Here is a 25,383-nt window from a genome sequence, read left to right on the forward strand (position 1 = left end):
GTTTTATATCTTTCCAAAGCCACCTCCATGAGGTGGCTTTTTTTATTTATGCTTGAAAAACAAATTGCTTAATTGATTTATTACAAGCAACTAAAGCTTTATTACCAACGAATGATCGGTGCAGTTTTGAGCCAATTTAGAAATAGTTTGTGCATGCACCGGATGCTTTACATTACCAGCAATTTCGCTAAGGCAACTAAGCGCAAACTTGCGCACATGCAAACCGGGGTGCGGAATAATTAAATCATTGGCACTTACCTTTTCATTACCATAAAGTAAAATATCAATATCAATTAGTCGGGCACGCCATTTTTCGTTGGGTTTGCGTCCCATCTTTTTTTCAATTGCTTTCATACGCTTCAAAAGAATATAGGGAGGCAACGATGTCCGTATTTTAAGTGCTTGATTAAAAAAAGCCGGTTGATTTTTATAACCCCACGGTGCAGTCCGATATACAGAAGATGTTTCGGTAACAATACAATGGGTGGTATCATCAATTAATTCTGCAGCTTCAATTAAATTAATTAGTTTGCAACCAATGTTGCTACCTGTGAGTAAATAAGCGGTTACATAGTGCATTTCGTTTATGATGTAAAACCTAACTTGTTTTGTAAAGCAGTACCAAGCTCAGGTAATTTTGTTCGAGGGATAAGGAAACTGGTAAGAATGGCAAAATCTTTAAAGACGTAGTGTTTTTGCAAGGCGCCTTGCAAATATTCCTTGCCGGTGCTGCCACCGGTGCCAACACGTCCACCAATCATGCGGTGTACCATATTCACATGGCGAAAGCGCCATGTGGCCATTTGCTCATCTATTTCCAATAATTGCTGTATGAGTTGAAACGGTTGCTGTAACAGAGGAAAGCCGCGATACAATAATATAAATAGGGCAGTACGATTAGCTGCGGCACTTAATGACCGTTGTGGGTTTTCAGAAATAAAAAGTTCATCAAATGCTGAAAGATTTCCCTTTTCGGCTTCGAGCAATGTTGAGGCATATACCTGTTTGTACTCACTCCAAAATGGATGCATATCAGGAATAGGCTCATGTTGTGTTTTAAATTCTTTCCAAAGAGAGGCATCGTTAAAAAAGGGCATGCGGCTGAGCCATGCATTTATTAAATCAAGCAATGAAGGCTGGCTTTCAGAATTTTTTATTAATTCAACTTCGGCAGGTCGCAATTGTGATATATAATATTCTTGCCCGTGACGGTTTTCAAACTTTAAACCAAGTCTGCCTTCAAATAATTTGAACTGCCAGCTTTGAAATCCCGAAGCAGGGCGCAACAAATCGCGAAAGTCGAGAAAGTCAAGCGGAGTCATTGTTTCAAGTATATCAATTTGATGAACCAATACACGTAAAATGGTTCCCATACGGTTTAAACGATGAACAACTGTTTGCATGGCTGGCGAATTGTCGTTGATTGCTGGAGTCGACACTAGCTTAATAACTGAATCAAGATCATATGCCAATTGCTTAAACCATAATTCATACGCCTGATGAATGATGATGAAAAGCATTTCATCGTGAGCTTCCAATTTTTCTTTATCGCTTTCAGGTAACTGTGCATTCAGTATTTTATCGAGTTGTAAATAATCACTGTAATGAACCGGTTTGCGATCTGACATGTTTTAAAGGTGGGATTTATTAGAAATCGAAGGCAAATATAATCAGATATACTCAAGTTGATTACTAATATTGAAATTGGTAGTTAGTAAATTCTTATGTTGATGCTTTATTGAAGAAAAAAGTTATTGATTTGAGCTTCTGCACTTTTTCTATCAGGAGGAAAATTAGAAAGTATCTCCATAGGAATCAGGAGCGCTTAATTACCATTGCAAATCCTTGCCCAACGCCTATGCACATGGTTATAAGGGCATATTCTTTTTTCTGAATTTGTAATTCAATTGCAGCACTAAGTAAAATTCTTGCGCCACTCATACCTAAGGGATGGCCAAGCGCAATAGCACCACCGTTGGGATTGAGACGTGGATCATCGTCAGCAAGACCCCATGTGCGAGTGCAAGCAAGCGCCTGGGCTGCAAAGGCTTCATTCAATTCTATAATATCAAGGTTGTCCCAACTAATGCCGGCACGCTGCAATGCTTTGTTGGCAGCATTTACAGGGCCTATTCCCATAATACGTGGTTCAACCCCGGCTGAGGCTATGCTTACTATTTCGGCTATTGGTTTTAACTGGTATTGATTAATCATATTTTCGTTTGCTAATAGTAAAGCAGCAGCTCCATCATTTAATCCCGATGCATTTCCTGCTGTTACGGTACCATTCGCTTTAAAGGCAGCTTTTAAGTTCGACAACCCTTCCATGGTAGTTGATGGTTTTATAAACTCATCGGTATCAAATTGTATGAATGCGGGTTTTTTTTGTGGAATAGGAATTGTCACAATTTCCTTTGCAAATCGGCCAGATTGCTGCGCAGCAGCAGCTTTCAGTTGACTTCGCATAGCGAAGGCATCTTGATCTTCTCTGCTGATAGAGTCGCGTACAGCCAGATTTTCGGCAGTTTCGCCCATGGCATCGGTACCATACATTTTTTTCATTAATGGGTTTACAAATCGCCATCCAAAGCTGCTATCAAACATTTGAGCATCGCGTCCATAGGGTGCGCTTGTTTTACTTATAACCCAAGGCGAACGGGTCATACTTTCTACGCCTCCTGCTATAATTAATTGGCCATCGCCCGATTGTATCATGCGTGCAGCTGAGGCGCAAGCGCTCAATCCCGATGCACACAAACGGTTTACAGTTTCGCCAGCTATGCTTACCGGCAAGCCTGCAAGCAAACTTGCCATGCGTGCTACATTGCGATTATCTTCGCCTGCCTGATTTGCACACCCCAACACCACTTCTTCAATATCTGTTGCATTTATGCCGGGATGCTTCTGCATCAACTCTTTTAAAACATGGGCAGCAAGATCATCACACCTCACTCCTGCCAGGGTGCCACCTAAATTGCCAATGGCTGTGCGCACACCATCAACTATATATGCCTTTTTCATCACCAGTAATTTGCTGCAAAGGTAGCTGTTAGTTCGTAATTCGTTAGCATTATCTCTTGTCGCTTCATGCATCGAAGTTCCTTTTTCTTTGGTCATTTATACCTTTATCAGTACGTTTGTCATGATTCTTTTTTTCTCGATTCATTTTTTATAAATAAAAGTTTACCCACCAACATCAGTTTGTATGAGCAAAACAGTTTTAATAACAGGCGCGGCAGGATTTCTGGGTTCGCATTTATGCGATAGGCTTATTAATCAGGGATTTCATGTTTTAGGTATGGATAATCTGGTTACTGGTTCGCTCAAAAATATTGAGCATCTATTTCCTCATAAAGAATTTACATTCTATGAGCACGATGTAACTAAGTATGTACACGTTGCTGAGCCGGTCGATTATATTTTGCATTTCGCATCACCTGCCAGCCCTATCGATTATTTGAAAATTCCTATTCAAACATTAAAAGTGGGAAGCCTGGGTACACACAATATGCTGGGTGTGGCGCGTGCCAAAAAGGCCCGTATTCTGGTAGCATCTACATCAGAAATATATGGCGATCCGCAGGTGCATCCTCAAAACGAAGATTATTGGGGGCACGTGAATCCCATAGGACCACGTGGAGTTTATGATGAAGCCAAACGTTTTCAGGAGGCCATGACCATGGCCTATCACAATGTACACGGAATTGAAACACGGATAGTCAGAATCTTTAATACCTATGGCCCACGCATGCGCCTTAATGATGGGCGTGCATTGCCCGCCTTTTTTGGGCAAGCACTGCGAGGCGAAGATATCACTGTATTTGGCGATGGCTCACAAACCCGCTCGTTTTGTTATGTTGACGATTTGGTAGAAGGTATATACCGTTTGTTAATGAGCGATTACCACTTGCCTGTAAATATTGGTAACCCTGCCGAAATTACGATTAAGGAATTTGCCGAAGAAATAATTAAACTTACCGGAACTTCGCAAAAAATAATTTACAAAGAGCTACCAACCGATGACCCAAAGCAACGCAGACCTGACATTGCTCTGGCCCGAAAAATTTTGAATTGGGAGCCTAAAGTTCTTCGTGACGATGGACTTAAAATGACCTTTGATTATTTTAAAAAATTGCCCCACGATGAACTATTTAAAAAGGAACACAAGTTTGATTAATTTCTAAACTTGTATTATTATTTTAAAACCAGATCACATTTCCATTTTTGAAGGTGGTATCAAAAAAATTAATTGTCTCAATATCCAGATTATAGTTTACGGCCGGAGTATCTATTGCAATTGCCCATTCAGGTCCGTTTAGCAAAGTACAATTCTTTACATTTAATGTGTCAGCACCAGGGCCTTCGCTAATTATTACAGCATAGGGATTTATACTGACATAATTATTTACAAGGCCTGCACTAATTAAATTGCAATATTCAAACGATGCGTTGGCGCTTTTCATTTGAATACCTGACCAGTAACCTTTTTTTTGTTCAGCGCCTTCCAGAGTAATACTTTGCTGTGCAGTACCATTTGCTGTAAATGATGCGCCAGTTCCCTGACTATTATCAACATTAAAAATGGATAGCTTTTTCATAATCATCCAGGTTCCCGGTTGAATTACAATTGCTTTACGCGTATTAAATGTGCTGTCTGCATAATAAGGAACATTTAGCTTTGGAATATTCAAATCATTGTTACAAAATTCTTTGGGTGCAGTTTTAATTAATACTCCGTTCAGCACGTTTCCGGTAAAGGTATTGTCATTGCTAAGCTGATCGCATTTTCGAAAATCAATCATAATGGGTTCAGCATCGTTATTCAGAAACTTATTATTATGAATACCGCCAATGCTTACATCGTTGCTTAGCCAAATACAATAGGAGAGATTGTTTCCGAATTCGCAGTTGTTTAACGTGATGCTTCCCCGATAAGCATTTATGGCTGAGCTATTAAATTGTCGCCAATCGTTGCCGGCAAATTGTACAGAGGCAAATTGCATATTGACTGAGCATAAATTACCATTCATAAATATACCACGCCACGATCCTTTGCTTTTTACCAAACCCGAAATGGTTACAGGCGATGCCATTGTACCGGTAACAGTAAACGATGTACTGTCATATAATTCTATGCACATGCCCGGCATTACTTCTATCGAAACCCCACTTTCGATGGTTATTTTGCTGCCACGGCTAACCTGTATGCACGAGGCTATGCGATAGTCCACACCATTTTTATGATTCTTAAGAACTGTGTCAGTTATAATATTGTCGCTTAAAACAATGGCACCATCATTAGGGTAGTTATTGGGCACATCCTTTTGTGGCTGTGCCAATGGTGTTTCTTTTTTACACGACACAATTATGATACATGCGGCAAAAATTGCTATGATGGATTTGATAAAAATTGTTTTCATAATGTTATTGTACAAATCCAAGATTACTTGTTTCGGGCGATGTTTGAATAAATAATACGGTTTGTCCTGATAATGATTGACCTGATTTTACATCGGTGCGTTTACATGCCATTAGACCAAGCCCTCCTTGTATGTTTGTAAATAATAAAGCATTTCCTGAATTAACTCCGTTGGCATTGTTGATACGCTGATATTCAAACATGGTATTGTCACTTGCTGCAAAATAAAAATCAAGTTTACCGGTATAGCGATACACGGTTGGGTCTGGTTTAATAGTAGATTTCAGAAACTGTGCAAATTCTTCACGTTTGAGGGTATAGGTTACGGGTTGACTACCATCCGTAGAGGGCGCTTCAATAACGCCTGCATTCCAGATGGTTTGTTTGTTTACTATTAGGCTTGAGTCGGCCTTTGATTGCTCAATGTAGTTAAATACAATTTTTACATCATAGGTCTTGGCGTATTTTCCGGTATTTAGTTTTATATTGAATGGACCGGGACTAAGACTAATGGACCCCGAACTCGGATTGGAAATAAATGGCTTTTGTATCATATTGGCTGCAGCACTTATTACCTTGCCAGTTTTACGGTTGGTAATAAGCAGGCGGTATTCGCTATCATCAAAAAGATTATCAATGCCATAAGATTTGTACAAAATATTTGGTGATTCGGCAAATAACCCGGGCTCTTTGGTAACCGATGAATCGCGGGCAAAATTAATTACGCCATATAATTGGTTGTTTACCCAGCGCTCCAACTTTACCGTGAGCTGATCGCTATAATAAATCGAATCAGCATAGGCCGCCATTTGTTCGGCATCGCCTGGCCCTAAGAAGGCCTTGTGTACACGTACCCAATGAACACTGTCGCTCAAGTCAAGCAAGCAATATACAATAGTAGTGTCTTTATAAGGAGAAACAATATCTAGGTCGTTTTCACAGGAAATAAAAAATGAAAAGCCTAACAAGGAAATAAGTGTAACTAGGAAACTATTTTTCACGCGAATAAAATGTAAAAAGTTTGTTTGAATTTTGCTTCAAACATAGAATATAAGCCAGTAAAATAAAAGAAGTAGGAGTAAAATTCTTGTAAGATTATTGATGTTGCTGTAGGTGTGTGGCTACAATTGAAGATATAAAGGGAAAAAGATTGCCGATTATAACACCCGCATCGGATTTTGTAGATGGAAACAATGCTTTAGCATAGTTGCCGGTTTTAAAGTTTCCCTGACGGTCGTAGATGGTGAAATGCCAGATAAGCTCACGTTGATAAAGTTTATTGGCTATATCAATACATGTTTTGTAATTGGTTTTAATTTCAAACTGGGTAAGTATAACAAAATATTCTGCTTCATATTTTTTGGCAATCTCTCGCGCTATTTCGGGTTTAGTAAGCACCGCCCGCATATATTGTGTTGTTTGATCAGTATTTACGAAACCCTGAACCTCATCTTCGCTTTTAATGGTTAAGGCATCTTTCAACATTTGCATGGGCTTTTTGTATTCTTCGTTGCGGTCAGTTTCGGGACGACTATATTCATAGCTTAACATCTGCATCATCGCTTTGAGGTCGTTGTGCTTGTCGCTATTTTGAAAAAGCGAAATGGGATTGAAATTTACTGATAAAGCCTTATACAGTGCCTGTTCAGATATTTCATTAAAATCGTTTCGGATTTTTTTGATGTCATCCTTGCTTTGTTCTGCAACATCGCGATCGGCATCGCTCATGTAATAAAGTGGATTGTAAGGCAACACAATCACATTTCGTTTTAGGGCATTGTTTCCCGACTGGCCATAACAAAGCGAGGTTGCCAATGATATAAGTAGGATAAGGTATTTCATTTTTTTTTCGAAATTATTATTTCAAAACTACAGCAATGTCACTTAACATTACTTATAGCCAGGCATAAGTTATGAGAGCATATTTGTTAATGAAATATAGCAGCATATGCCGGCAAAAATGCTGAGGTCAAATGCATTTAACCAAAACCTAAAGGGAGGTGTTTTTGTTGTAGCCATGTACTAATGTATCTTTGTAACATATAAAGCAAAAAAATGGGAAATCATTATTGTAATAGCCTTACACAATATTCGAGGTTGCTAACTCGCGAGGTTAATATAGGAGGGCTCTATTTAGGTGCCCACCATCCTATACGGGTGCAGAGTATGACCACTACCGACACTATGGATACAGCAGGTACTGTAGCACAAAGCATACGTATGATAGAGGCCGGTTGCGAGTTAGTGCGCATAACAGCGCCCAGCATGAACGAAGCACAAAACCTTGAGAACATAAAAAATGAGTTACGAAAAAAAGGATACCAAACTCCGCTAGTGGCCGATATTCACTTTACACCGAATGCAGCAGAACTGGCAGCCCGGCTTGTAGAGAAGGTGCGCATAAATCCCGGTAATTATGCCGATAAGAAAAAATTTGAAGAGTTGAATTATACCGATGCTGGTTACCATGAAGAGTTGGAAAGAATTCGCGAACGATTTACTCCACTAGTTAAAATTTGCAAAGAGTATGGCACTGCTATGCGTATTGGTACCAATCATGGATCGCTCAGCGACCGCATTATGAGTCGGTATGGCGATACGCCTTTGGGTATGGTAGAGAGCGCCCTTGAGTTTTTGCAAATTTGTGAAGACGAAAATTTTTACAACATTGTAATTTCCATGAAAGCAAGTAATACGCAGGTCATGATTCAGGCCTATCGCTTGCTTATAATGCACTTACGCGAACGCAATGCCAATGATCCAATCTATCCGTTGCACCTGGGTGTAACAGAAGCTGGCGATGGTGAGGACGGCCGAATTAAATCGGCAGTTGGTATTGGCACCTTGCTCGAAGATGGAATAGGAGATACCATTCGGGTATCATTAACCGAAGATCCTGAGTTTGAAATACCTGTAGCCAAAGCGTTGGCTATGCGATATACTAACCGGGCAGCACATCAACCAATTAAAGAATTAGAAAAAGAAACACTGGCTGTTTTACCTGATTTATATAGTGCTACTTCCCATAACCGGAGGTTATCCATTGCTGCAAATAATATTGGAGGCAGAAATGTGCCACGGGTAATAGCCGATTTGAGCACGAAAGAAAAAATATCTCACGCTTCGTTGTTTGCAGTAGGTTACAACTACTCGGTAGCAATGGAAAAGTGGAATATTTCTGATCTGGCTTGCGATTTTGTATTTACCGGAAACTCAGTTCTTGATTTTGAAATACCTGGAACCTTAGGTGTTATATGCAATTATGAAACCTGGAATGAAAACAAAGAAAAGGAACGCACCTACCCCTTTGTTGATTTAAAATACATCACTGATATTAATTGGCACCGGGAGCTGAATTTTATTTCCATTAATGCAGATACATTTTTTGAGCTGTCAACTATTGAAAAAGTAAAATCGCTTGTATCTAAACCGGGGTGCGTGCTGGTGCTACATACCAAAAACGAAGCCGCTGCCGCATCTCTTCGCAGGGTTATTTTTTACTTGCTTAAGGAACATATACAACTACCGTTAGTCATTAAAAGAAATTACAATACTGAAAATACAGATGCCTTCCGTTTATATTCGGCCACCGATTGCGGAGCATTGCTTAATGATGGTTTTGGCGATGCGGTATGGTTGTCGGCCGCTTTGTCGCCTGTAATAATAAACTCAACAGCTTTTGGAATTTTGCAAGCAGCCCGTACACGCATTTCTAAAACAGAATATATCAGTTGTCCATCATGCGGACGCACGCTTTTTGATTTGCAAGAAACTACTGCCCGCATTCGCGCACGCACATCGCATCTTAAGGGTGTTAAAATTGGAATTATGGGTTGTATTGTGAATGGGCCTGGCGAAATGGCCGATGCCGACTATGGTTACGTGGGCGCAGGAGTAGGAAAAATTATTTTATATAAGGGTAAAGAAGTGGTGCAACGCAACATCCCCGAAACGGATGCTGTAGATGCTTTAATAGAATTAATAAAGGCAAATGGGGATTGGAAAGAAGAACCTGTGCTAGAGCAAGTTTAATTAAGCTAAAGCAATTGGAACCCAAACTATTTTTTTAATCTTGAAGAATTAATTAAGCAGTTTTTTGTTTGATAAAAGCGCTGTTGGCTAAAGTTACACAATGTTATCCTTTAGTGCTTTGGATATAGCCTCTCCAATAGAGTTGACATGTAGCTTGCTGTAAATTTTTTTGATGTGCGAGTTAACAGTAAAATAGCTGATATTCATTTTGTCGGCTATCATTTTATAGCTATCACCGGTTACTAAGTGTTGCAATACTTGCACTTCGCGGTCGGTAAGGTTGTACGCATCATTTTTTACCGGAGTAGGTACCGCCTGAAAATAGCTGAGCACCTTTCCTGCAATACTTGGTGTAATAGGCGAGCCACCATTGTAAACATCAAAAATGGCTTCGATTATTTTTTCGGACGATGCTTTTTTTAATATGTAACCACTTGCACCGGCTTTTATCGAATCAAATATTTTTCACTGTCTTCAAAAACAGTTTGTATCAGAATACAAATTTGCGGATACATTTCCTTAATCAACCTTGTAGCCACTATGCCGGTAACACCGGGCATACCAATATCCATTAAGATAACATCTGGCACCCATTTGGCTACATCTTGCAACGCATTGTAGGCATTAATGGCACTGCCGGCAAGTTGCAAGTCCTCTTTCGATTCAATAAGCATTTGCAAGCTATCGAGCCGGTCAGGATTGTCTTCAAATATGGCAACACGAATTTTTTTCATAGGAGATTACAAATGAAATTTTTTAATCTTTTATATTGTATCACTAATTCTAGTGATATTGTTATTTGGTTATACTTCTGTCAATTGCTTTGGACAAAGGAATACGCGCTGTTAGCGTGGTGCCTTTGCCGGGCAATGAGCCTAGAAAGAACATTCCCCCCGATTTTTTTATTCTTTCTTCTATGCTTTTTATACCGTGTCCGTAATTAACATTTTCGGGCATCCCTTTGCCATCATCTTTTATTTCAAGAACCAATTCATCGCGTTCAATATACATATTGCAAGAGACTAGTTTTGCTTGGGAATATTTAGCGGCATTGTTTATAGCTTCTTTAAAGAATAATATCAAATTTCGTTTTACATACATATCGAGGCTCAATTGTCTAGCCTCATTATTCGCTTCAAATTTATGATTCATACCTATTGCGTCTAAACGATCTGCTAAGAAAATATTCATACGTGATGCAATATCTTCGCCTATGTCATGCTTGCTATGTATTACCCAAATTATTTCATTCATGCTTTCAAGCATACGTTGTGCACTGGTTACAATTTTGTCAAGCGTATTGCGCGATATTTCAGGATTGCTATTCATTTGTTTGCTTGCCAGTTCGCCATACAAACTGATACTACTGAGTGTACTGCCTACATCATCATGAAGGTCGTTGGCAATATTATTTCTTACGGTAGTTAAATCATTAGTAAGTTTTTCATTTTTCTTTAACTCAGCCATTAACTGCTGTTGTGCTTGCAATCGTGCTTCCGATTCTACTTTTGAACGATAACCCAAGCCAATATTAAATAATATTATTTCTAAAAACAGACCGGAAATCGTAATTATATGTGCATCAACATACAAAATCGAAATAAGATTAAGATAATGTAGATAGGAAATAAGCATGGCTACAAAATGCCCAGTACTTGCTGCTATACTACCCCACAAAAGAAAGCGAGTAATTACATTTTTCCTTTTAAAAAAGTGAATGATGAGCGAAATGTTGTATACAAACAAAGCAATAGTAACCAATAACATAAAAATGAAAAGTGCGGTGCGACTGATTTTAGTAAGAACAAGGTAAACTGCAATAACCAAAAGTATGGCATATTCCGATATTCGTATTTGATAATCCTTTTCCGGAAAATGTTCGGCAGTACCAAGGTAGCCCCTGGCAAATTTGTAATAAAAGAAATTAGGTAAGAACAACATCAAGGTTGTTGCTTCAAACCAATAACTGCCGCTAATTCCAAATGGTAGTCCCCAATGCGAAATCATTATCAGATTGATAAAGAAATAATATAAGAGGCAGCTCATGTATCCTAAGTAATTGAGGTAAATAGAGTCTTTATGGAAGTACCATTGAAACAGGACATAAATAATTTGAGTGATAAGGAAAAAAGTAAATACCAAACGTATGGTAAATGGCCACTTTTCTTTATTAAGAATAGTTAATTGTTGATGGGTATATTCTTCGTATGAACAAAGGCCAAAATATTTCTTGGCTCCGCTCATTTCTTTAGTAATATCAAGGTATAATGTGTCAGTATAATTGCTGTTGTCTATTAAAATTCCGGTATAAAAGGCACCTTTCGTTTTTCCACAATTATTGGTTTCGTCATATTTTACTTGCTCCAGCAAACCGTTTCGTAACCTGTAAAATGAACCATGAGAAAAACTGCCTCCATAGTACAATGCATAACTCCCTTTAAAAAGCGAATCAACTTTTTGCAAAACGATACGGTAGCATAAGTTGCCTTTTTGCAATTTTGTTTTTTGAAAAAACAATGTATCAGTAGGCGGTATGGGAATAAACTTGATAGACTTAATGTAAGCGCTATCCTCCCGGTATTTTATATAGCTTATTTCTTTGCAGATTAATCCTCCATTGGTTTTGTTAAATAAATGAGTATCATATGCATGCGCTAAGCACATACACAGAAGCAGAATAAATAATGTTACAAGCTTTAGCTTCACCAAATAGTTTTATGAATCTGTAAAGCTATTTATTTTCCTGTTATTTATAAATGGGCTATGGCAGAGTTTTTTGTAAAACAGTTTGCTATTGTAGAAATGGATTTAAAAAGAATAACAAAGTTTGTTCTGATTATCAGGAATAAAAAACTCGCCTGATGGCGAGTTTTTTTATTTAGTGAAAGCAAGTGTAACCCTGCCTGTATACACTTATGGTTACAGCACATTGTTTAAGCATAACGTTATTTTACCGTGCTGTTCGTATTATAGAGTATGAAGGAGTAGATGTCTGTAATTTCTTCAATCGTTTTACTTAGTGGTTTGCCACCTCCATGTCCTGCTTTAACATCAATACGTATTAGGGTGGGGTTGCTGCCTTTGTAGGTATCTTGCAACGTTGCTGCATATTTAAAAGAGTGCGCAGGTACTACCCTATCATCGTGGTCAGCGGTGGTTATCATTACTGCCGGATAGGAAGCTCCTGTTTTGATATTATGCAATGGAGAGTAATCATAAATGTATTTGAAATAAGAGGCACTATCGGGATTGCCATACTCATCAATCCAGCCCCAACCCACAGTAAATTTATGATAGCGCAGCATGTCCATTACACCCACCTGAGGAATAGCAACGGCAAACAAATCAGGGCGTTGATTGGTGCATGCACCAATCAGGAGGCCTCCATTGCTGCCACCTTGGATGGCAAGTTTTGAGGGGCTTGTAAATTTGTTTGAAATTAAATGCTCGGCACAGGAAATAAAATCATCAAATACATTCTGCTTGTTCTTTAGCATTCCTGCTTTGTGCCACTCTTCGCCATACTCGCCACCACCGCGCAACAAAGCCATGGCATACACACCCCCTTGCTCAAGGAATGCCATGCGGCTGGCACTGAAACTAGGGCCAAGTGAAACACTGAAACCTCCGTATGCATAAAGCAGTGTTGGATTCATACCATCGCGATTCAATCCTTTTTTGTATGTAACAAATAGTGGTACCATCGTTCCATCCTTACTCTTGGCAAACAATTGTTCGCTTGTATACTCTTCAGGGTTGAACTTTAACTCTGATTTACGAAACACTTCTGATTTACCACTTGCTATATCGTAACGAAAAATAGTTGGCGGATAAATGAATGATGTGTAGGTATAGAAAATTTCTTTGTCGTCAAAGTTGCCCCCAAATCCGCCTGCAGAGCCCAATCCGGGTAATTGTATTTCGCGCTCAAGCTTACCTTTATAATCGTATTGGAATACTTTGTTGCAACCATCTTTTAAGTAAGTAATAAATAATTTTTTTCCGGCAGTGCCTACTCCATCTATTACATCTTTGGTTTCAGGCACCAGTGTTTTCCAGTTTTCCTTGCCCGGATTTTTTGGATCTACCAAAACTATTTTATAGCGTGAAGCATCTACATTGGTTTGCACAATGAGCATATCTCCATCATTATCTACCACATTACTCTTTTGATTAAAACCAGTAAACAATGGCTTAAAATCTTTTTGCGATGCATCTTTCGTGTCTTTATACCACATATCGAAATTATCTGTTCCCTGACTTATGCTTAATAATAAAAAACGCTCATCCTCGGTGATGCCCATGCCGTAATAACGCTGAGGATTATTTTTGTCTTCGTAAATTAATTGATCCTTACTTTGATCATCGCCAAGTTTATGATAATATATTTTGTGATACTCATTCTTGTTGCTAAATTCTTTTCCCTTTACAGGTGCATCATAGCGACAATAGTAAAAGCCATCGCCTTGCCAGGTAGCACCAGTAAATTTCGCCCAGGCAATGCTATCCTTAAGTTTGGTTTTGGTTGCCACATCCATTACATACAATTCCTGCCAGTCGCTGCCGCTGCGCTGCACGCTCACTGTTACTTTATCTTTCTTTTTATTAAATCCAGCCATACCTGCTGTTACGGTTCCATCCTTGCTCATCGTGTTTGGGTTTAAGAATTCAACAGGCTCAGCATCTATACCTTTTTGGTAATACATCACCGATTGATTTTGTAAACCATCATTCTTACTGTAAAAATAATATTCGCCTGCACGCCATGGCGAACCAAATTTAGGATAGTTGATTAAGTCGGTTATGCGCGACTTTAGTTTGTTACGAAAAGGAATCTTAGAAAGATAATCAAAGGTAACCGTGTTTTGTTCTTTCACCCAGTCGGCCGTTTCAGCTGTAGTATCATTTTCGAGCCAGCGGTAAGGATCGGCTACCTTCGTTCCAAAATGATCTTCAACAATATCTTCTTTTTTTGTTAGTGGGTACTTTGGCCTTTCTTTGCCAATAGCAATTTTTTCGTTTTGCGCATGTGCAGCCGTTAGGGCAGTAACAGTAATCATAAGCGCGATAAATTTTTTAAGCATCTGATTTGATAGTTTTTTTATTAGGGATGGCGAAGGTAAGCAAATTGCAAATTGCATAACGCTTACCATTTGGTTAAAATCCCAATGTATTTTCTACCAAGGTTAAAACAATGGAAGCGATTCTATTTGCACGTGTAGCAGTAAAGGACTAATCTGGGGTAACTTTGAGCATAACATTGGAATAAGCCAGCTTGCAAAAGTTTTGATTTATTCTGCCATTTCTAATATCAAATCATCGGCCTCTACCAGTGTTTTTTCAGGGATTACAATTTTCTTAATCACTCCGGTAGTTGTGGCCGTAATGGTAGTTTCCATCTTCATGGCTTCTATGGTAAACAATGGAGCGTTTTTGGAAACGCTATCTCCTTCTTTAATAAAAATTTTACTCAACATGCCTTGTAACGGTGCCCCTATATGATGCGGAGTGGTGGCCTTGGAATGGTGCACACGCTTAACGGTAGCTTTTTTATCAACTACTTCAAGCGCGCGTGTTTGCCCGTTGAGGCGGAAGTATACAGTACGCATGCCATTTTCATCGGCATCGCCAATGTACAATAAGCGAACAATAACGGTTTTACCCTTTCCTATCTCGATTAGAATTTCCTCATTGTTTTTCATCCCGTAAAAAAAGGCAGTGGTAGGTAAGGAACTTACATCGCCAAATTGTTTGCGGTGCTGATAGTATTCGTCAAACACCTTGGGATAAAATTTAGATGAAAGGAAATCGAGCATAGTGCAACTGTTGTCGTAAGTTTCGATAAAGGCGTCAAACTCTTTGTCAAAATTAATAGGTTGCAAATGTGCATTGGGCAAATCGGTATAAGGTTGCTCATCTTTTAAAATTATTTTCTGCAATTGCACAGGCCAGCCTCCGGGAGGCTGCCCAAGATCACCACGCATCATGCTCTTTACCGACTCTGGAAACGAAAGCGAATTTCCTTTTGAAAAAATATCGACATTGGTTAATTTATTAGTGACCATAAACAAGGCCATATCTCCGACAACTTTACTTGAAGGAGTAACTTTTACGATATCGCCAAACAGCATATTTACATCTTCGTATGCCTTTTTAATTTCATGCATTTTTTCAGACAAGCCGAGGGAGTTGGCCTGCGGTTTCAGGTTGCTGTATTGTCCTCCCGGAATTTCGTGTTTGTATACTTCGGCAGTACTTGCCAGTAAGCCGCTTTCAAAAGGATAATAAAATTCGCGCACGGTTTCCCAATAATTTGAAAACTCATTTAACGAATTAATATCGAACTTCTGTTCACGTTTGGTATTATGCAACATTTCGACTACCGAATTAAAGTTGGGCTGCGAAGTCAGTCCTGATAGGGCGCCTAAAGCAACATCAATAACATCTACTCCTGCTTCTACGGCTTTTAAATAAGTTGCAGATTGTATACCTGCGGTATCATGCGTGTGCAGATGTATTGGTATGTCGAGTCTTTCTTTAAGCGTAGCAACCAATAGTTCAGCCGCATATGGCTTTAGCAATCCCGACATATCTTTAATGCCTAGCACGTGCGCTCCCATATCCTGCAATTGCAGAGCGAGGTCAACATAATATTGCAACGAGTATTTTTTGCCTCGCTCTTTATCGAGTATATCACCGGTGTAACAAATGCATGCCTCTGCAATACCTGCGGTGCGCTCGCGCACCGCGTTTATGCTTACTCGCATACTCTTGGTCCAGTTAAGCGAATCGAAAATCCTGAAAATATCAACTCCATTCGCAAAGGATTGCTCGATAAATTTTTCGACAAGATTATCGGGGTATGCGGCATAACCTATTGCATTATTTCCTCTAATAAGCATTTGAAGTAAAATATTGGGTACTGCAGCACGCAGGCTACGAAGCCGCTGCCATGGGCACTCGTGCAGGAAGCGCAAGGCCACATCAAAAGTAGCACCACCCCACACTTCCATAGAGAATGTTTGCGGATGATAATGTGCAAAGGCTGCTGCAATGTTAAGCATATCAGCGGTGCGCACACGTGTAGCAAGTAACGATTGATGCCCATCGCGCAAGGTGGTATCGGTATACTTTATTTCTTTTTCTGCTTTTAACCAATCAGCAAATTTTTCAGGACCAAGTTTATTAAGCAATTGCTTGGTGCCATCTGTTGGCTTTTCATACTTGTTGTAAGTGGGGATAACCGGTGTCAGAAAATTCCTGCCCTTATCTATTTTGGTTACATCGGGATTTCCGTTTACACATATTTCGGCCAGATATCGCAATACCTTGGTGCCACTATCTTGCCGGGTTTTAAAATTAAACAGCTCCGGATAATTTTCGATAAACTGCACCGTGCATTGTCCCGACTGAAAAACCTCATGGCGCAACACATTTTCCAGAAATACTATATTGGTTTTTACTCCGCGTATGCGGAATTCGGCCAGGGTGCGTAACATACGTGCACTAGTGCCGCGCAGTGTTCTGCCGGTAGCTGTTACCTTTGCTAACATGCTATCAAAGAAGGGTGAAATTTTTACACCTTGATAAGAACTGCCTTCATCTATTCGGATTCCATAGCCCCCTGCATTGCGATAGGCGATGAGCGTACCATAGTCGGGTTTGAAATTATTTTGAGGGTCCTCGGTTGTAATTCGGCATTGTATAGCGAAACCGTGACAGCGCAACGATTCCTGATTGGGAATATCAATTTCTTTGCTCATTAATTCTTTTCCATCTGCAATCAATATTTGCGAACGCACAATGTCAATGTTTGTGACCTGCTCGGTTACAGTGTGTTCTACCTGTACGCGTGGATTAACTTCAATAAAAAAGATTTGCTCCTGCCTATCTACAAGGAACTCAACCGTACCGGCATTATTATACTTTACTGCATGAGCAATAGCAAGGGCATATTCAAATAATTTATTTTTGGTATGTTGTTGCAACGAGGGTGCAGGTGCAATTTCAACCACCTTTTGAAACCTGCGCTGCACGCTGCAATCGCGCTCAAACAAATGGACTATATTCCCATACTCATCGCCCAATATTTGCACTTCGATGTGCTTGGGGTTGTCAACAAATTTTTCAATAAAAATAGTATCATCACCAAAGGCATTGCCAGCTTCTCTGCGTGCTTCGATAAATGCTTTTTCAAGATCTTCGGCTTGGCGTATCACACGCATGCCACGACCACCACCACCGGCACTTGCTTTAAGTATCACCGGAAAACCAATGCGGGCTGCCTCTGTCTTAGCAATGCTCACTTCGGTTAGTTTCTGCTGATTGTCTTCAATAACCGGCACTCCGCACGAACGTGCTACCAGTTTGCTTGCCACTTTATCACCTAGCTTTTCCATGACTTCAGGTTTAGGCCCTACGAAAATGATTCCTGATTCGCGACAGCGCCTTGCAAACTGTACATTTTCGCTTAAGAATCCATAACCGGGATGTATCGCATCCACTTCGTATTTTTTTGCAACCTGTATAATTTCTTCAATGTTGAGATAGGGTTTTAGCGGCTCCAAAGCATCGCCCACCTGATAGGATTCATCAGCCTTATAGCGATGAAGCGAATAGCGGTCTTCGTAAGTGTATATGGCTACGGTGCGTATGCCTAGTTCGGCCGCTGCACGCAATACGCGTATGGCAATTTCACCACGATTCGCCACCAAAAGTTTTTGAATTTTTTGCATCAGATTTAATACTGCTTGTTAGAATATTTGCTTGAAAACGAACGTTTCAATTGCTGCACAAATGAACAGCAATGTACGTTTGAAAAAATAACGCCTCAGAATTAATTATGAGTAACGCTGTGTTTATAATTGCACAAAGCAACAAGGCTTAAAACACAGTTCATCATATTCTGCCCAATTAGTGCTTACTTATTTTTTTTAAAATAAGGAATTGCCCTAATAGTGAAGATTGCCTTTCAAATAATAAAAGATTGAATACTGCTGTAGCAACTTAAACTTAGGATGACTCCAAATTTAACTCAATTAACTTTGCCGAAGCAATTTCTAATACTTCTGCAATGCGAAATACGTTTGTAATGCTGGTGTTAATAATACCTCTTTCTATTCTTGATATGTGGCTCAACTCAAGGCCCCAGAGTAGTTATTGAGTTAATAGGTTTTTGAGTTATTAAGTATTTTTTAATAGTATAAAAATTCTTGATGGGTTTTTGAAACTTACACGTTTTTAAATTTTTACATTCCCTTTTGGGATAGATTAAAATCTATCCTTACAAAATTGAGTCCAGCTTGCGGCTCAAAGGCTTAAACTGAAATTTTATAACGCGCAATAAAACCCGCAAGGTTTTTAAAACCTTGTGGGTTTCGAATGGTAGAGGTGAGTCGAGTTTTTAGAATTGTTGCTTTCGCTGCAAATTCTGACTGCAAGATATAGCCACACAAAATCCTATAGCCACATCAAATTGTATCCATGGGCTTAACGCATGGTATTTCACCTCCCCATCAATGCGCCTCCAACCAATTGTGCCCCACACCAATTTCTACTTCGAGGGGTACGGTCATTTTGATTGCTTCGCGCATACATTTTCTTATTACAGGTTTTACAATTTCTACTTCATCGAGAGGTACATCAAACACAAGTTCATCATGTACTTGCAAAGTCATTTTTGTGTTGAATTTAGCTGCACGAAATTCGTTGTAAATATTAATCATGGCTACTTTAATTAAATCGGCAGCACTGCCTTGTATGGGTGCGTTAATAGCGTTGCGTTCGGCAAAACCACGTACTACGGCATTTGCCGAATTTATATCGCGCAAATATCGCTTGCGTCCTAATATAGTTTCAACATAACCTTTTTCGCGGGCTTGTTGTATGCTGCCATCCATGTATGCTTTTATGGTGGGGTACTGTGCAAAATAATTATCGATAATTTCTTTGGCTTCGCCTCGCGGTATATTCAATCGTTGCGATAAACCGAAAGCGCTTATACCATATATGATTCCGAAGTTCACCATTTTTGCATTGCGCCTCATGTCACCGGTAACATCGGCAAGGGCAACATTGTAAACTTTACTTGCCGTGCTTGCATGTATATCGATACCATTTTTAAATGCATCAATCATACTTTCATCTTTGCTAAACTCGGCAATTATGCGCAATTCAATTTGCGAGTAGTCGGCACTCATCAGCGTGTATTTATCATTACGAGCTATAAACGCTTTGCGTATTTCTTTACCACGTTCGGTGCGGATAGGAATGTTTTGCAAATTGGGATTATTGCTACTTAAGCGACCCGTTGCTGCTACAGCTTGTGCAAACGATGTATGTACACGGAGTGTTCGCTTATTTACCATGGTTGGTAGTGTATCAATATACGTGTTCTTTAATTTTACGAGTTCGCGAAATTCCAATACTTTATTTACTGCAGGATGCTTATCTGCAAGTTTACTTAACACATCTTCCCCTGTGGCATACTGTCCGGTTTTGGTTTTCTTGGCTTTAGGGTCAATTTTTAAATGATCGAATAACACCTCGCCTAATTGGCGTGGTGAAGCAATGTTAAAGGTAAGTCCACAAGCTTCATAGATATCTTTTTCTGATACTTCAATTTCTTTTTGCAACACTAGCGCATATTCATTTAAGAAGGAAGCATCGATGGCAACACCTTCCATTTCCATAGCAACCAGTACATTCATCAACGGTATTTCTACCTCGCTGAAAAGTTTATATAGGTTATTCTCATGTAATAACGGTAACAGTATATGTTTTAGTTGTAGGGTTACATCTGCATCTTCGGCAGCATATTCAGTTATTTGTTCCAAAGCAACATTTCGCATACTTATCTGACTGGCCTTTTTTTCTCCAATCAAATTTTCTATCGGTACGGGCAAATAGTTGAGGTATGTTTCACAAAGCACAGTCATATTATGTCGCTGATCAGGCTCAAGCAGGTAATGTGCCAGCATGGTGTCAAACATTTCTCCTTGCACTACAATATCGTACCAACGCAGCATGAGTATATCATATTTCATGTTTTGCCCCACTTTGGCAATGCTAGTATTTTCAAAAAAAGGTTTAAAAAGGTTAACGGTAGCAAGAGCATCGTCATATGTTGCACTTACTGGAATATAATATCCTGTGTAAGGCTCAAAAGAAAATGACATACCAACCAACTCAGCACTGTTGGCATCTATACCGGTAGTTTCGGTATCAAAGCAAACTTCAGTTTGCTTCATTAACAGGGTTAACAATTCTTTTTGCTTAGCTTCTGTATCACAAAGGAAATAAGTATGAGCAACATCGTTAATTGTTTTTTTGTTGCTGACAATTGTTGCTGGTTCAGCAGTTGCATCCGTATCAGCATCAAACAGACTCCCTTGTTTTGATATTGGAGCAGCAGTTGTAGGCTCTTCACCTAACACCCGTTTGGTAAGTTGTTTAAATTCAAGCTCTGCAAAAATAGATTGTATTTTTTCGCGATTCACAGGCGCTACTTCTAAGTGCATATGATCGAAATCGATGGGTGCATCTATAATAATGGTTGCCAGCTGTTTTGAAAGGCGTGCATTGTCTGCACCTTCAATAACTTTCTTTTGCAAAGCACCTTTTAATTTATCAGTGTTAGCCAACACTCCTTCAACCGTATCAAACTGCTTCAATAAATCTTTAGCAGTTTTTTCACCTACTCCTCTTATACCCGGAATATTATCTACCGCATCACCCATCAGCCCCAAAAGATCAATTACCTGATCAACACGTTTGATATCGTATTTCTCCAACACTGCATCTATTCCCATTACTTCGGCAGGCGCTCCAAACTTGGCCGGCTTGTACATAAATACTTTTTCGGTAACTAACTGGCACATATCTTTATCAGGTGTCATCATGAACACGTTAAAATCTTGTTGCTCAGCCTTGCGTGCTATCGTTCCAATAACATCATCGGCCTCATATCCATCCATCTCTAGGATGGGAATATTGAAAGCGCGAATAATATCTTTAATATAGGGAATTGAAAGTCGAATATCCTCGGGTACCTCTTGGCGCTGAGCCTTATACTCAACATAATCAATGTGGCGGGCAGTAGGTGCGCTGGTATCAAATGCAACACCCAGGTGCGTTGGTTTTTCGTTGTTCAATATATCGAGCAAGGTATTGGTAAAGCCAAATATGGCACTTGTATTCATGCCCTTACTGTTTATTCTGGGATTCTTGCTAAAAGCAAAATAGGCGCGATATATCAATGCAAAAGCATCTAAAAGGAAAAGTTTTTTCATAAAGGCAGATTTATTAAAGGGCAATAATCAACTCTTGTGCAAATGTATAATAGTGCATCAATGTGAGAAACAAATTTATCAAAGCACGTGAGGTACGTTTTCGTGGTCTGAATTTATTCTTCTGATTATTTCCCTATCATTGCACCCGCAAAAATTAAGCTAAGTAAAATGAACCTTTTAACAGTAGGCACAGTAGCCTTTGATGCCATCGAAACTCCTTTTGGAAAAACAGATAAAATTATCGGAGGTGCTGCAACCTATGCCTCTATTGCCGCATCATATTTTACCAAGCCGGTAAATATTATTTCGGTAGTAGGTGACGATTTTCCACAGTCTATGATAGACACGTTTAGTGCCATGGGTATAAATACCGATGGGTTGCAAATTAAAAAGGGAGAGAAATCTTTTTTCTGGAGTGGCAAGTACCATGCGGATATGAATACCCGCGATACGCTCGATACCCAACTTAATGTATTGCTTAGCTTTGATCCTCAGGTTCCGGCATCATATGCAAATACTGATTACTTATTGCTTGGCAATCTGATGCCACAAATACAAATGCAGGTGCTCGAGCGGCTTGCTGCACGCCCTAAACTGGTGATAATGGATACAATGAATTTTTGGATGGATTCACAATGGGATGCGTTAATGCAAATGATACCACGTGCTGATGTGTTGAGTATTAATGATGAAGAAGCGCGACAGCTTAGTAAAGAATATTCGTTGCGCAAAGCGGCAACCAAAATACTTGCTATGGGCCCCAAAGTGGTAATAATTAAGAAAGGAGAACATGGCGCATTGTTGTTTAACTCAAACGAAGTGTTTTTCGCTCCAGCCTTACCGCTTGAAGAAGTGTTTGACCCTACCGGTGCCGGTGATTCGTTTGCCGGAGGTTTTGCCGGTTATTTATGCAAAACAGATGATATTTCTTTTGATAATATGAAGCGTGCCATCATTTTTGGCTCAGCCATGGCTTCTTTTTGTGTAGAAAAATTTGGCACCGAGCGTATGCTTCAATTATCTGAAAAAGAAATTACTGAGCGTGTAAATTCTTTTTACGATTTGGTAAGTTTTCGAATTGACGAGTAAATGCTTAACTAGCTTCGTTCAACATTTTATTTGCATTTTTCATCTTAAGATTAAATCATTTTATTTTTTTATAAATGTTGCAACGCAACATTCTCTAATGCCAAAAATTTAGGTGGTAGCAAACAGCTAATTCCCAACTTTATTTTTTTAGCAAATCTAAATGAGTTTGTTACTAAACTTCAACTAAAAAGGTGAAGTCATATGTTGTATGTGCAACTTGCAGCAAGGTTATATGTTGCGTTGCATTCTTGCTTTTCTGTTTATGAATACCTTATGAATGAAGGCCATTTCATGTTTAGATGGCATACGTATTGAATTAATGTCAATACAAACATTAATCAAATAGGTTAAACCAAAAAAGAAAGGAGCAAGCCATTATGAGAAAAACAGTACTTTTTATTTTAGTGCTTATCACCATAAGCATAGCAGCGCAGGCCAATCATCTACTTAGCAGTTTTGCTATACGAACCAATGATAACAGCCTTATCAGCATATCTATTGATAAAGGGCCTTTTACAAATTATTCGCGCAAGCATTTATTAACCGGCATACCAGCAGGATACCGACAAGTAACAGTGTATAAAATACGCCCTCAACATGCCCCACGTTTGGTTTTTAATCAAATGGTGTATGTGGAGCAAGCAAGCGAAATGAGTACCGTATTACGTGGTTTTCAGAACTTGCAAGTTGTTGCAGTAATTCCTAATACGGTTGTCATTGATAATGGGTACTATGGATACAATGGTAATGGTGGAGGTTACAATAATCAGCAGGTTTGCGCCAGTCAATGCTACATGAGCGATACGCAATTTGAAGATTTGCGAAGAACAGTTTGTAATCAGAATTTTGACGATACCAAACTTAGTATAGCGCTTGCAGCTTTGCGCATAAATAAAATTAGTAGCCGTCAGGTGGCCATACTAATGCGCGAATTTACATTTGAAAGCAATCGGTTAGCATTTGCAAAGTCTGCATACCAAAGCACCGTTGACCGCGAGAATTATTTTATGGTAAACAATGAGTTTACTTTCTCGAGCAGCATAAATGAATTGAATGAATACATAAATGGTTAATTGATTTAAGGTGGTTTTATTTCTGTTTAAGTGAGGCGGCCTCCAATGGGAGGCCGCTTTTTTAGTGGTCATAGGCGTAAATAAAAAAAGGCTGTCGATTAAAACAGCCTTAATGTTGTACCCGGGAAGGGAATCGAACCCCCACATTGTTGCCAATACTAGATTTTGAGTCTAGCGCGTCTACCAGTTCCGCCACCCGGGCATGAATGGAATTTTTATTGAGCGGGCGAAAGTATTAATTTTTTTGTTTTTGAAAATAAATAAGGAGATTTTGGCATAACTGCATTAAGACTTCTGACAAGTGCGATTCAAACCCTAACTTTTTCTAAACAGCAATATTTGTTGAATTAATCACGCACAAGCGTAAGCATCCCATTCCAAGTGCGGGGCTTATCGTAAAAAGCCGATGGCATTAATCAAATAATAATAAGCGCCATTATTTCAAACCTTTTTTATTTCAAAAAATAATTTACTTTTGCGCTCCCTAAAATATAAGGGCATTGCAAAATGAAAGACAGTCAGCGAGTTGCTAATCAGGTGAAAATTTTTTCGGGTACTGCGTCCAAATATTTGGCCGAACAAATATCCGAGGCTTACGGACAAGCCCTAGGCGAGGTAACCGTTTCGCGATTTAGCGATGGAGAGTTTTCTCCAAGTTTTGATGAATCGGTTAGAGGATGTGATGTGTTTTTAATTCAATCTACTTGCATGCCAACCGAAAACCTTTTCGAATTATTGCTGTTGGTAGATGCAGCTAAGCGGGCAAGCGCCCATTACATAACAGTGGTTATTCCATATTTTGGTTTTGCCCGAAGCGATCGTAAAGACAAGCCAAGAGTTGCTATAGCAGCTAAGTTGGTTGCCAATTTATTATCGGCTGCCGGTATTACCCGCATTATGACTATGGACCTACATGCAGCGCAAATACAAGGATTCTTTGATGTTCCGGTAGACCACCTGGATGCAACAACTATTTTTGTTCCGTACATAAAGAGCCTCCAGCTCGATAACCTTTTGATTGCTGCTCCTGACATGGGAGGCGTACATCGTGCCCGCACTTATGCCAAGTATTTTAATGCAGAAATGGCTATTTGTGATAAGCATCGCAAGCGTGCAAACGAAATTGAAAGCATGCAGGTAATTGGTGATGTTGAGGGCAAAGATGTGGTATTAGTAGATGATATAATTGATACTGCCGGCACCATGACTAAATCGGCCGAGATACTGATAGATCGCGGAGCCCGCAGTGTACGTGCATTTTGCACACACCCCGTTTTGTCGGGTCCTGCCTACGAGCGCCTCGAAAAATCTCCTATAGAAGAAATTATCGTATGCGATACCATCCCTTTAAAGCATGAATCTCCAAAGATTAAAGTTCTTAAAACCGGAGAGTTATTTGCACGAGCAATTCAAAAGGTTTACTCGTACGAATCTTTTAGTCCATTATTTGTAAAAGGATATTAATCATTATAAATTTCAA

General features: G+C 39.4%; 16 protein-coding genes, 1 tRNA gene and 1 pseudogene. 5 read left to right on the forward strand and 13 right to left on the reverse strand.

What is annotated here, in order from left to right; genetic code table 11:
• Nucleotides 1-90: 90 nt before the first annotated feature.
• The 3 genes from folK to pcaF all read right to left on the reverse strand — a co-directional run bounded on the left by folK (nt 91) and on the right by pcaF (nt 3,021).
• Entirely contained in the window at nt 91-579 is a 489-nt protein-coding gene (folK, locus tag IPO27_16790; GenBank protein ID MBK8848097.1) for a 2-amino-4-hydroxy-6-hydroxymethyldihydropteridine diphosphokinase, read from the reverse strand.
• 5 nt (nt 580-584) lie between these two features.
• Nucleotides 585-1,628 (reverse strand): tryptophan 2,3-dioxygenase, encoded by a 1,044-nt coding sequence (locus IPO27_16795; GenBank protein ID MBK8848098.1) that lies wholly within the window; start codon nt 1,626-1,628, stop codon nt 585-587.
• A 187-nt stretch (nt 1,629-1,815) separates the two neighbouring features.
• A complete protein-coding gene (gene pcaF, locus IPO27_16800) occupies nt 1,816-3,021 on the reverse strand; it encodes a 3-oxoadipyl-CoA thiolase (GenBank protein MBK8848099.1) in 1,206 nt (401 codons plus the stop codon).
• A gap of 184 nt (nt 3,022-3,205) precedes the next feature.
• Between pcaF and IPO27_16805 the strand changes: the two genes are divergently transcribed.
• Nucleotides 3,206-4,177 carry an SDR family oxidoreductase gene (locus tag IPO27_16805; protein ID MBK8848100.1) on the forward strand — a complete coding sequence of 324 codons (972 nt, stop codon included), beginning with the start codon at nt 3,206-3,208 and terminating at the stop codon, nt 4,175-4,177.
• A gap of 22 nt (nt 4,178-4,199) precedes the next feature.
• Here the strand turns inward: IPO27_16805 and IPO27_16810 are convergent, their stop codons facing one another.
• From IPO27_16810 to IPO27_16820, 3 genes are all read right to left on the reverse strand, one after another.
• Nucleotides 4,200-5,420 (reverse strand): right-handed parallel beta-helix repeat-containing protein, encoded by a 1,221-nt coding sequence (locus IPO27_16810; GenBank protein MBK8848101.1) that lies wholly within the window; start codon nt 5,418-5,420, stop codon nt 4,200-4,202.
• Between the two features lie 4 nt (nt 5,421-5,424).
• Entirely contained in the window at nt 5,425-6,420 is a 996-nt protein-coding gene (locus IPO27_16815) for a DUF4249 family protein (protein MBK8848102.1), read from the reverse strand.
• 94 nt (nt 6,421-6,514) lie between these two features.
• Nucleotides 6,515-7,261, reverse strand: coding sequence for a hypothetical protein (locus tag IPO27_16820; protein ID MBK8848103.1), 747 nt, complete (start codon nt 7,259-7,261; stop codon nt 6,515-6,517).
• A 213-nt stretch (nt 7,262-7,474) separates the two neighbouring features.
• Here IPO27_16820 and ispG point away from each other — a divergent pair, with 213 nt between their 5' ends.
• Nucleotides 7,475-9,451, forward strand: coding sequence for a (E)-4-hydroxy-3-methylbut-2-enyl-diphosphate synthase (ispG, locus tag IPO27_16825; protein ID MBK8848104.1), 1,977 nt, complete (start codon nt 7,475-7,477; stop codon nt 9,449-9,451).
• Between the two features lie 93 nt (nt 9,452-9,544).
• On the opposite strand, the pseudogene IPO27_16830 reads toward ispG, so the two are convergent.
• The 6 genes and pseudogenes from IPO27_16830 to polA form a co-directional block, all read right to left on the reverse strand.
• Nucleotides 9,545-10,185, reverse strand: a pseudogene (locus tag IPO27_16830) (response regulator transcription factor).
• 61 nt (nt 10,186-10,246) lie between these two features.
• Entirely contained in the window at nt 10,247-12,157 is a 1,911-nt protein-coding gene (locus IPO27_16835; GenBank protein ID MBK8848105.1) for a sensor histidine kinase, read from the reverse strand.
• A 239-nt stretch (nt 12,158-12,396) separates the two neighbouring features.
• Nucleotides 12,397-14,535, reverse strand: a complete 2,139-nt coding sequence (locus IPO27_16840) for a S9 family peptidase (GenBank protein ID MBK8848106.1) — start codon at nt 14,533-14,535, stop codon at nt 12,397-12,399.
• Between the two features lie 207 nt (nt 14,536-14,742).
• Nucleotides 14,743-18,186, reverse strand: coding sequence for a pyruvate carboxylase (locus IPO27_16845; GenBank protein MBK8848107.1), 3,444 nt, complete (start codon nt 18,184-18,186; stop codon nt 14,743-14,745).
• A 277-nt stretch (nt 18,187-18,463) separates the two neighbouring features.
• Complete coding sequence (locus IPO27_16850) at nt 18,464-18,589, reverse strand: helix-turn-helix domain-containing protein (protein ID MBK8848108.1); 126 nt, start codon at nt 18,587-18,589, stop codon at nt 18,464-18,466.
• Nucleotides 18,590-18,966: 377 nt separating this feature from the next.
• Entirely contained in the window at nt 18,967-21,741 is a 2,775-nt protein-coding gene (gene polA / locus IPO27_16855) for a DNA polymerase I (protein MBK8848109.1), read from the reverse strand.
• A 168-nt stretch (nt 21,742-21,909) separates the two neighbouring features.
• On the opposite strand from polA, the gene IPO27_16860 reads away from it, so the two are divergent.
• Together IPO27_16860 and IPO27_16865 are read left to right on the forward strand one after the other, a co-directional pair.
• Nucleotides 21,910-22,830: a bifunctional hydroxymethylpyrimidine kinase/phosphomethylpyrimidine kinase gene (locus tag IPO27_16860; GenBank protein ID MBK8848110.1), complete on the forward strand. Its 921-nt coding sequence runs from the start codon at nt 21,910-21,912 to the stop codon at nt 22,828-22,830.
• Between the two features lie 377 nt (nt 22,831-23,207).
• Complete coding sequence (locus tag IPO27_16865) at nt 23,208-23,903, forward strand: DUF4476 domain-containing protein (GenBank protein ID MBK8848111.1); 696 nt, start codon at nt 23,208-23,210, stop codon at nt 23,901-23,903.
• 118 nt (nt 23,904-24,021) lie between these two features.
• Here the strand turns inward: IPO27_16865 and IPO27_16870 are convergent.
• A tRNA-Leu gene (locus IPO27_16870) sits at nt 24,022-24,105 on the reverse strand.
• 305 nt (nt 24,106-24,410) lie between these two features.
• Here IPO27_16870 and IPO27_16875 point away from each other — a divergent pair.
• Complete coding sequence (locus tag IPO27_16875; protein MBK8848112.1) at nt 24,411-25,367, forward strand: ribose-phosphate pyrophosphokinase; 957 nt, start codon at nt 24,411-24,413, stop codon at nt 25,365-25,367.
• Nucleotides 25,368-25,383: the final 16 nt, after the last annotated feature.

It is taken from the genome of Bacteroidota bacterium, assembly GCA_016714535.1.
Lineage (GTDB): Bacteria > Bacteroidota > Bacteroidia > AKYH767-A > OLB10 > JADKFV01.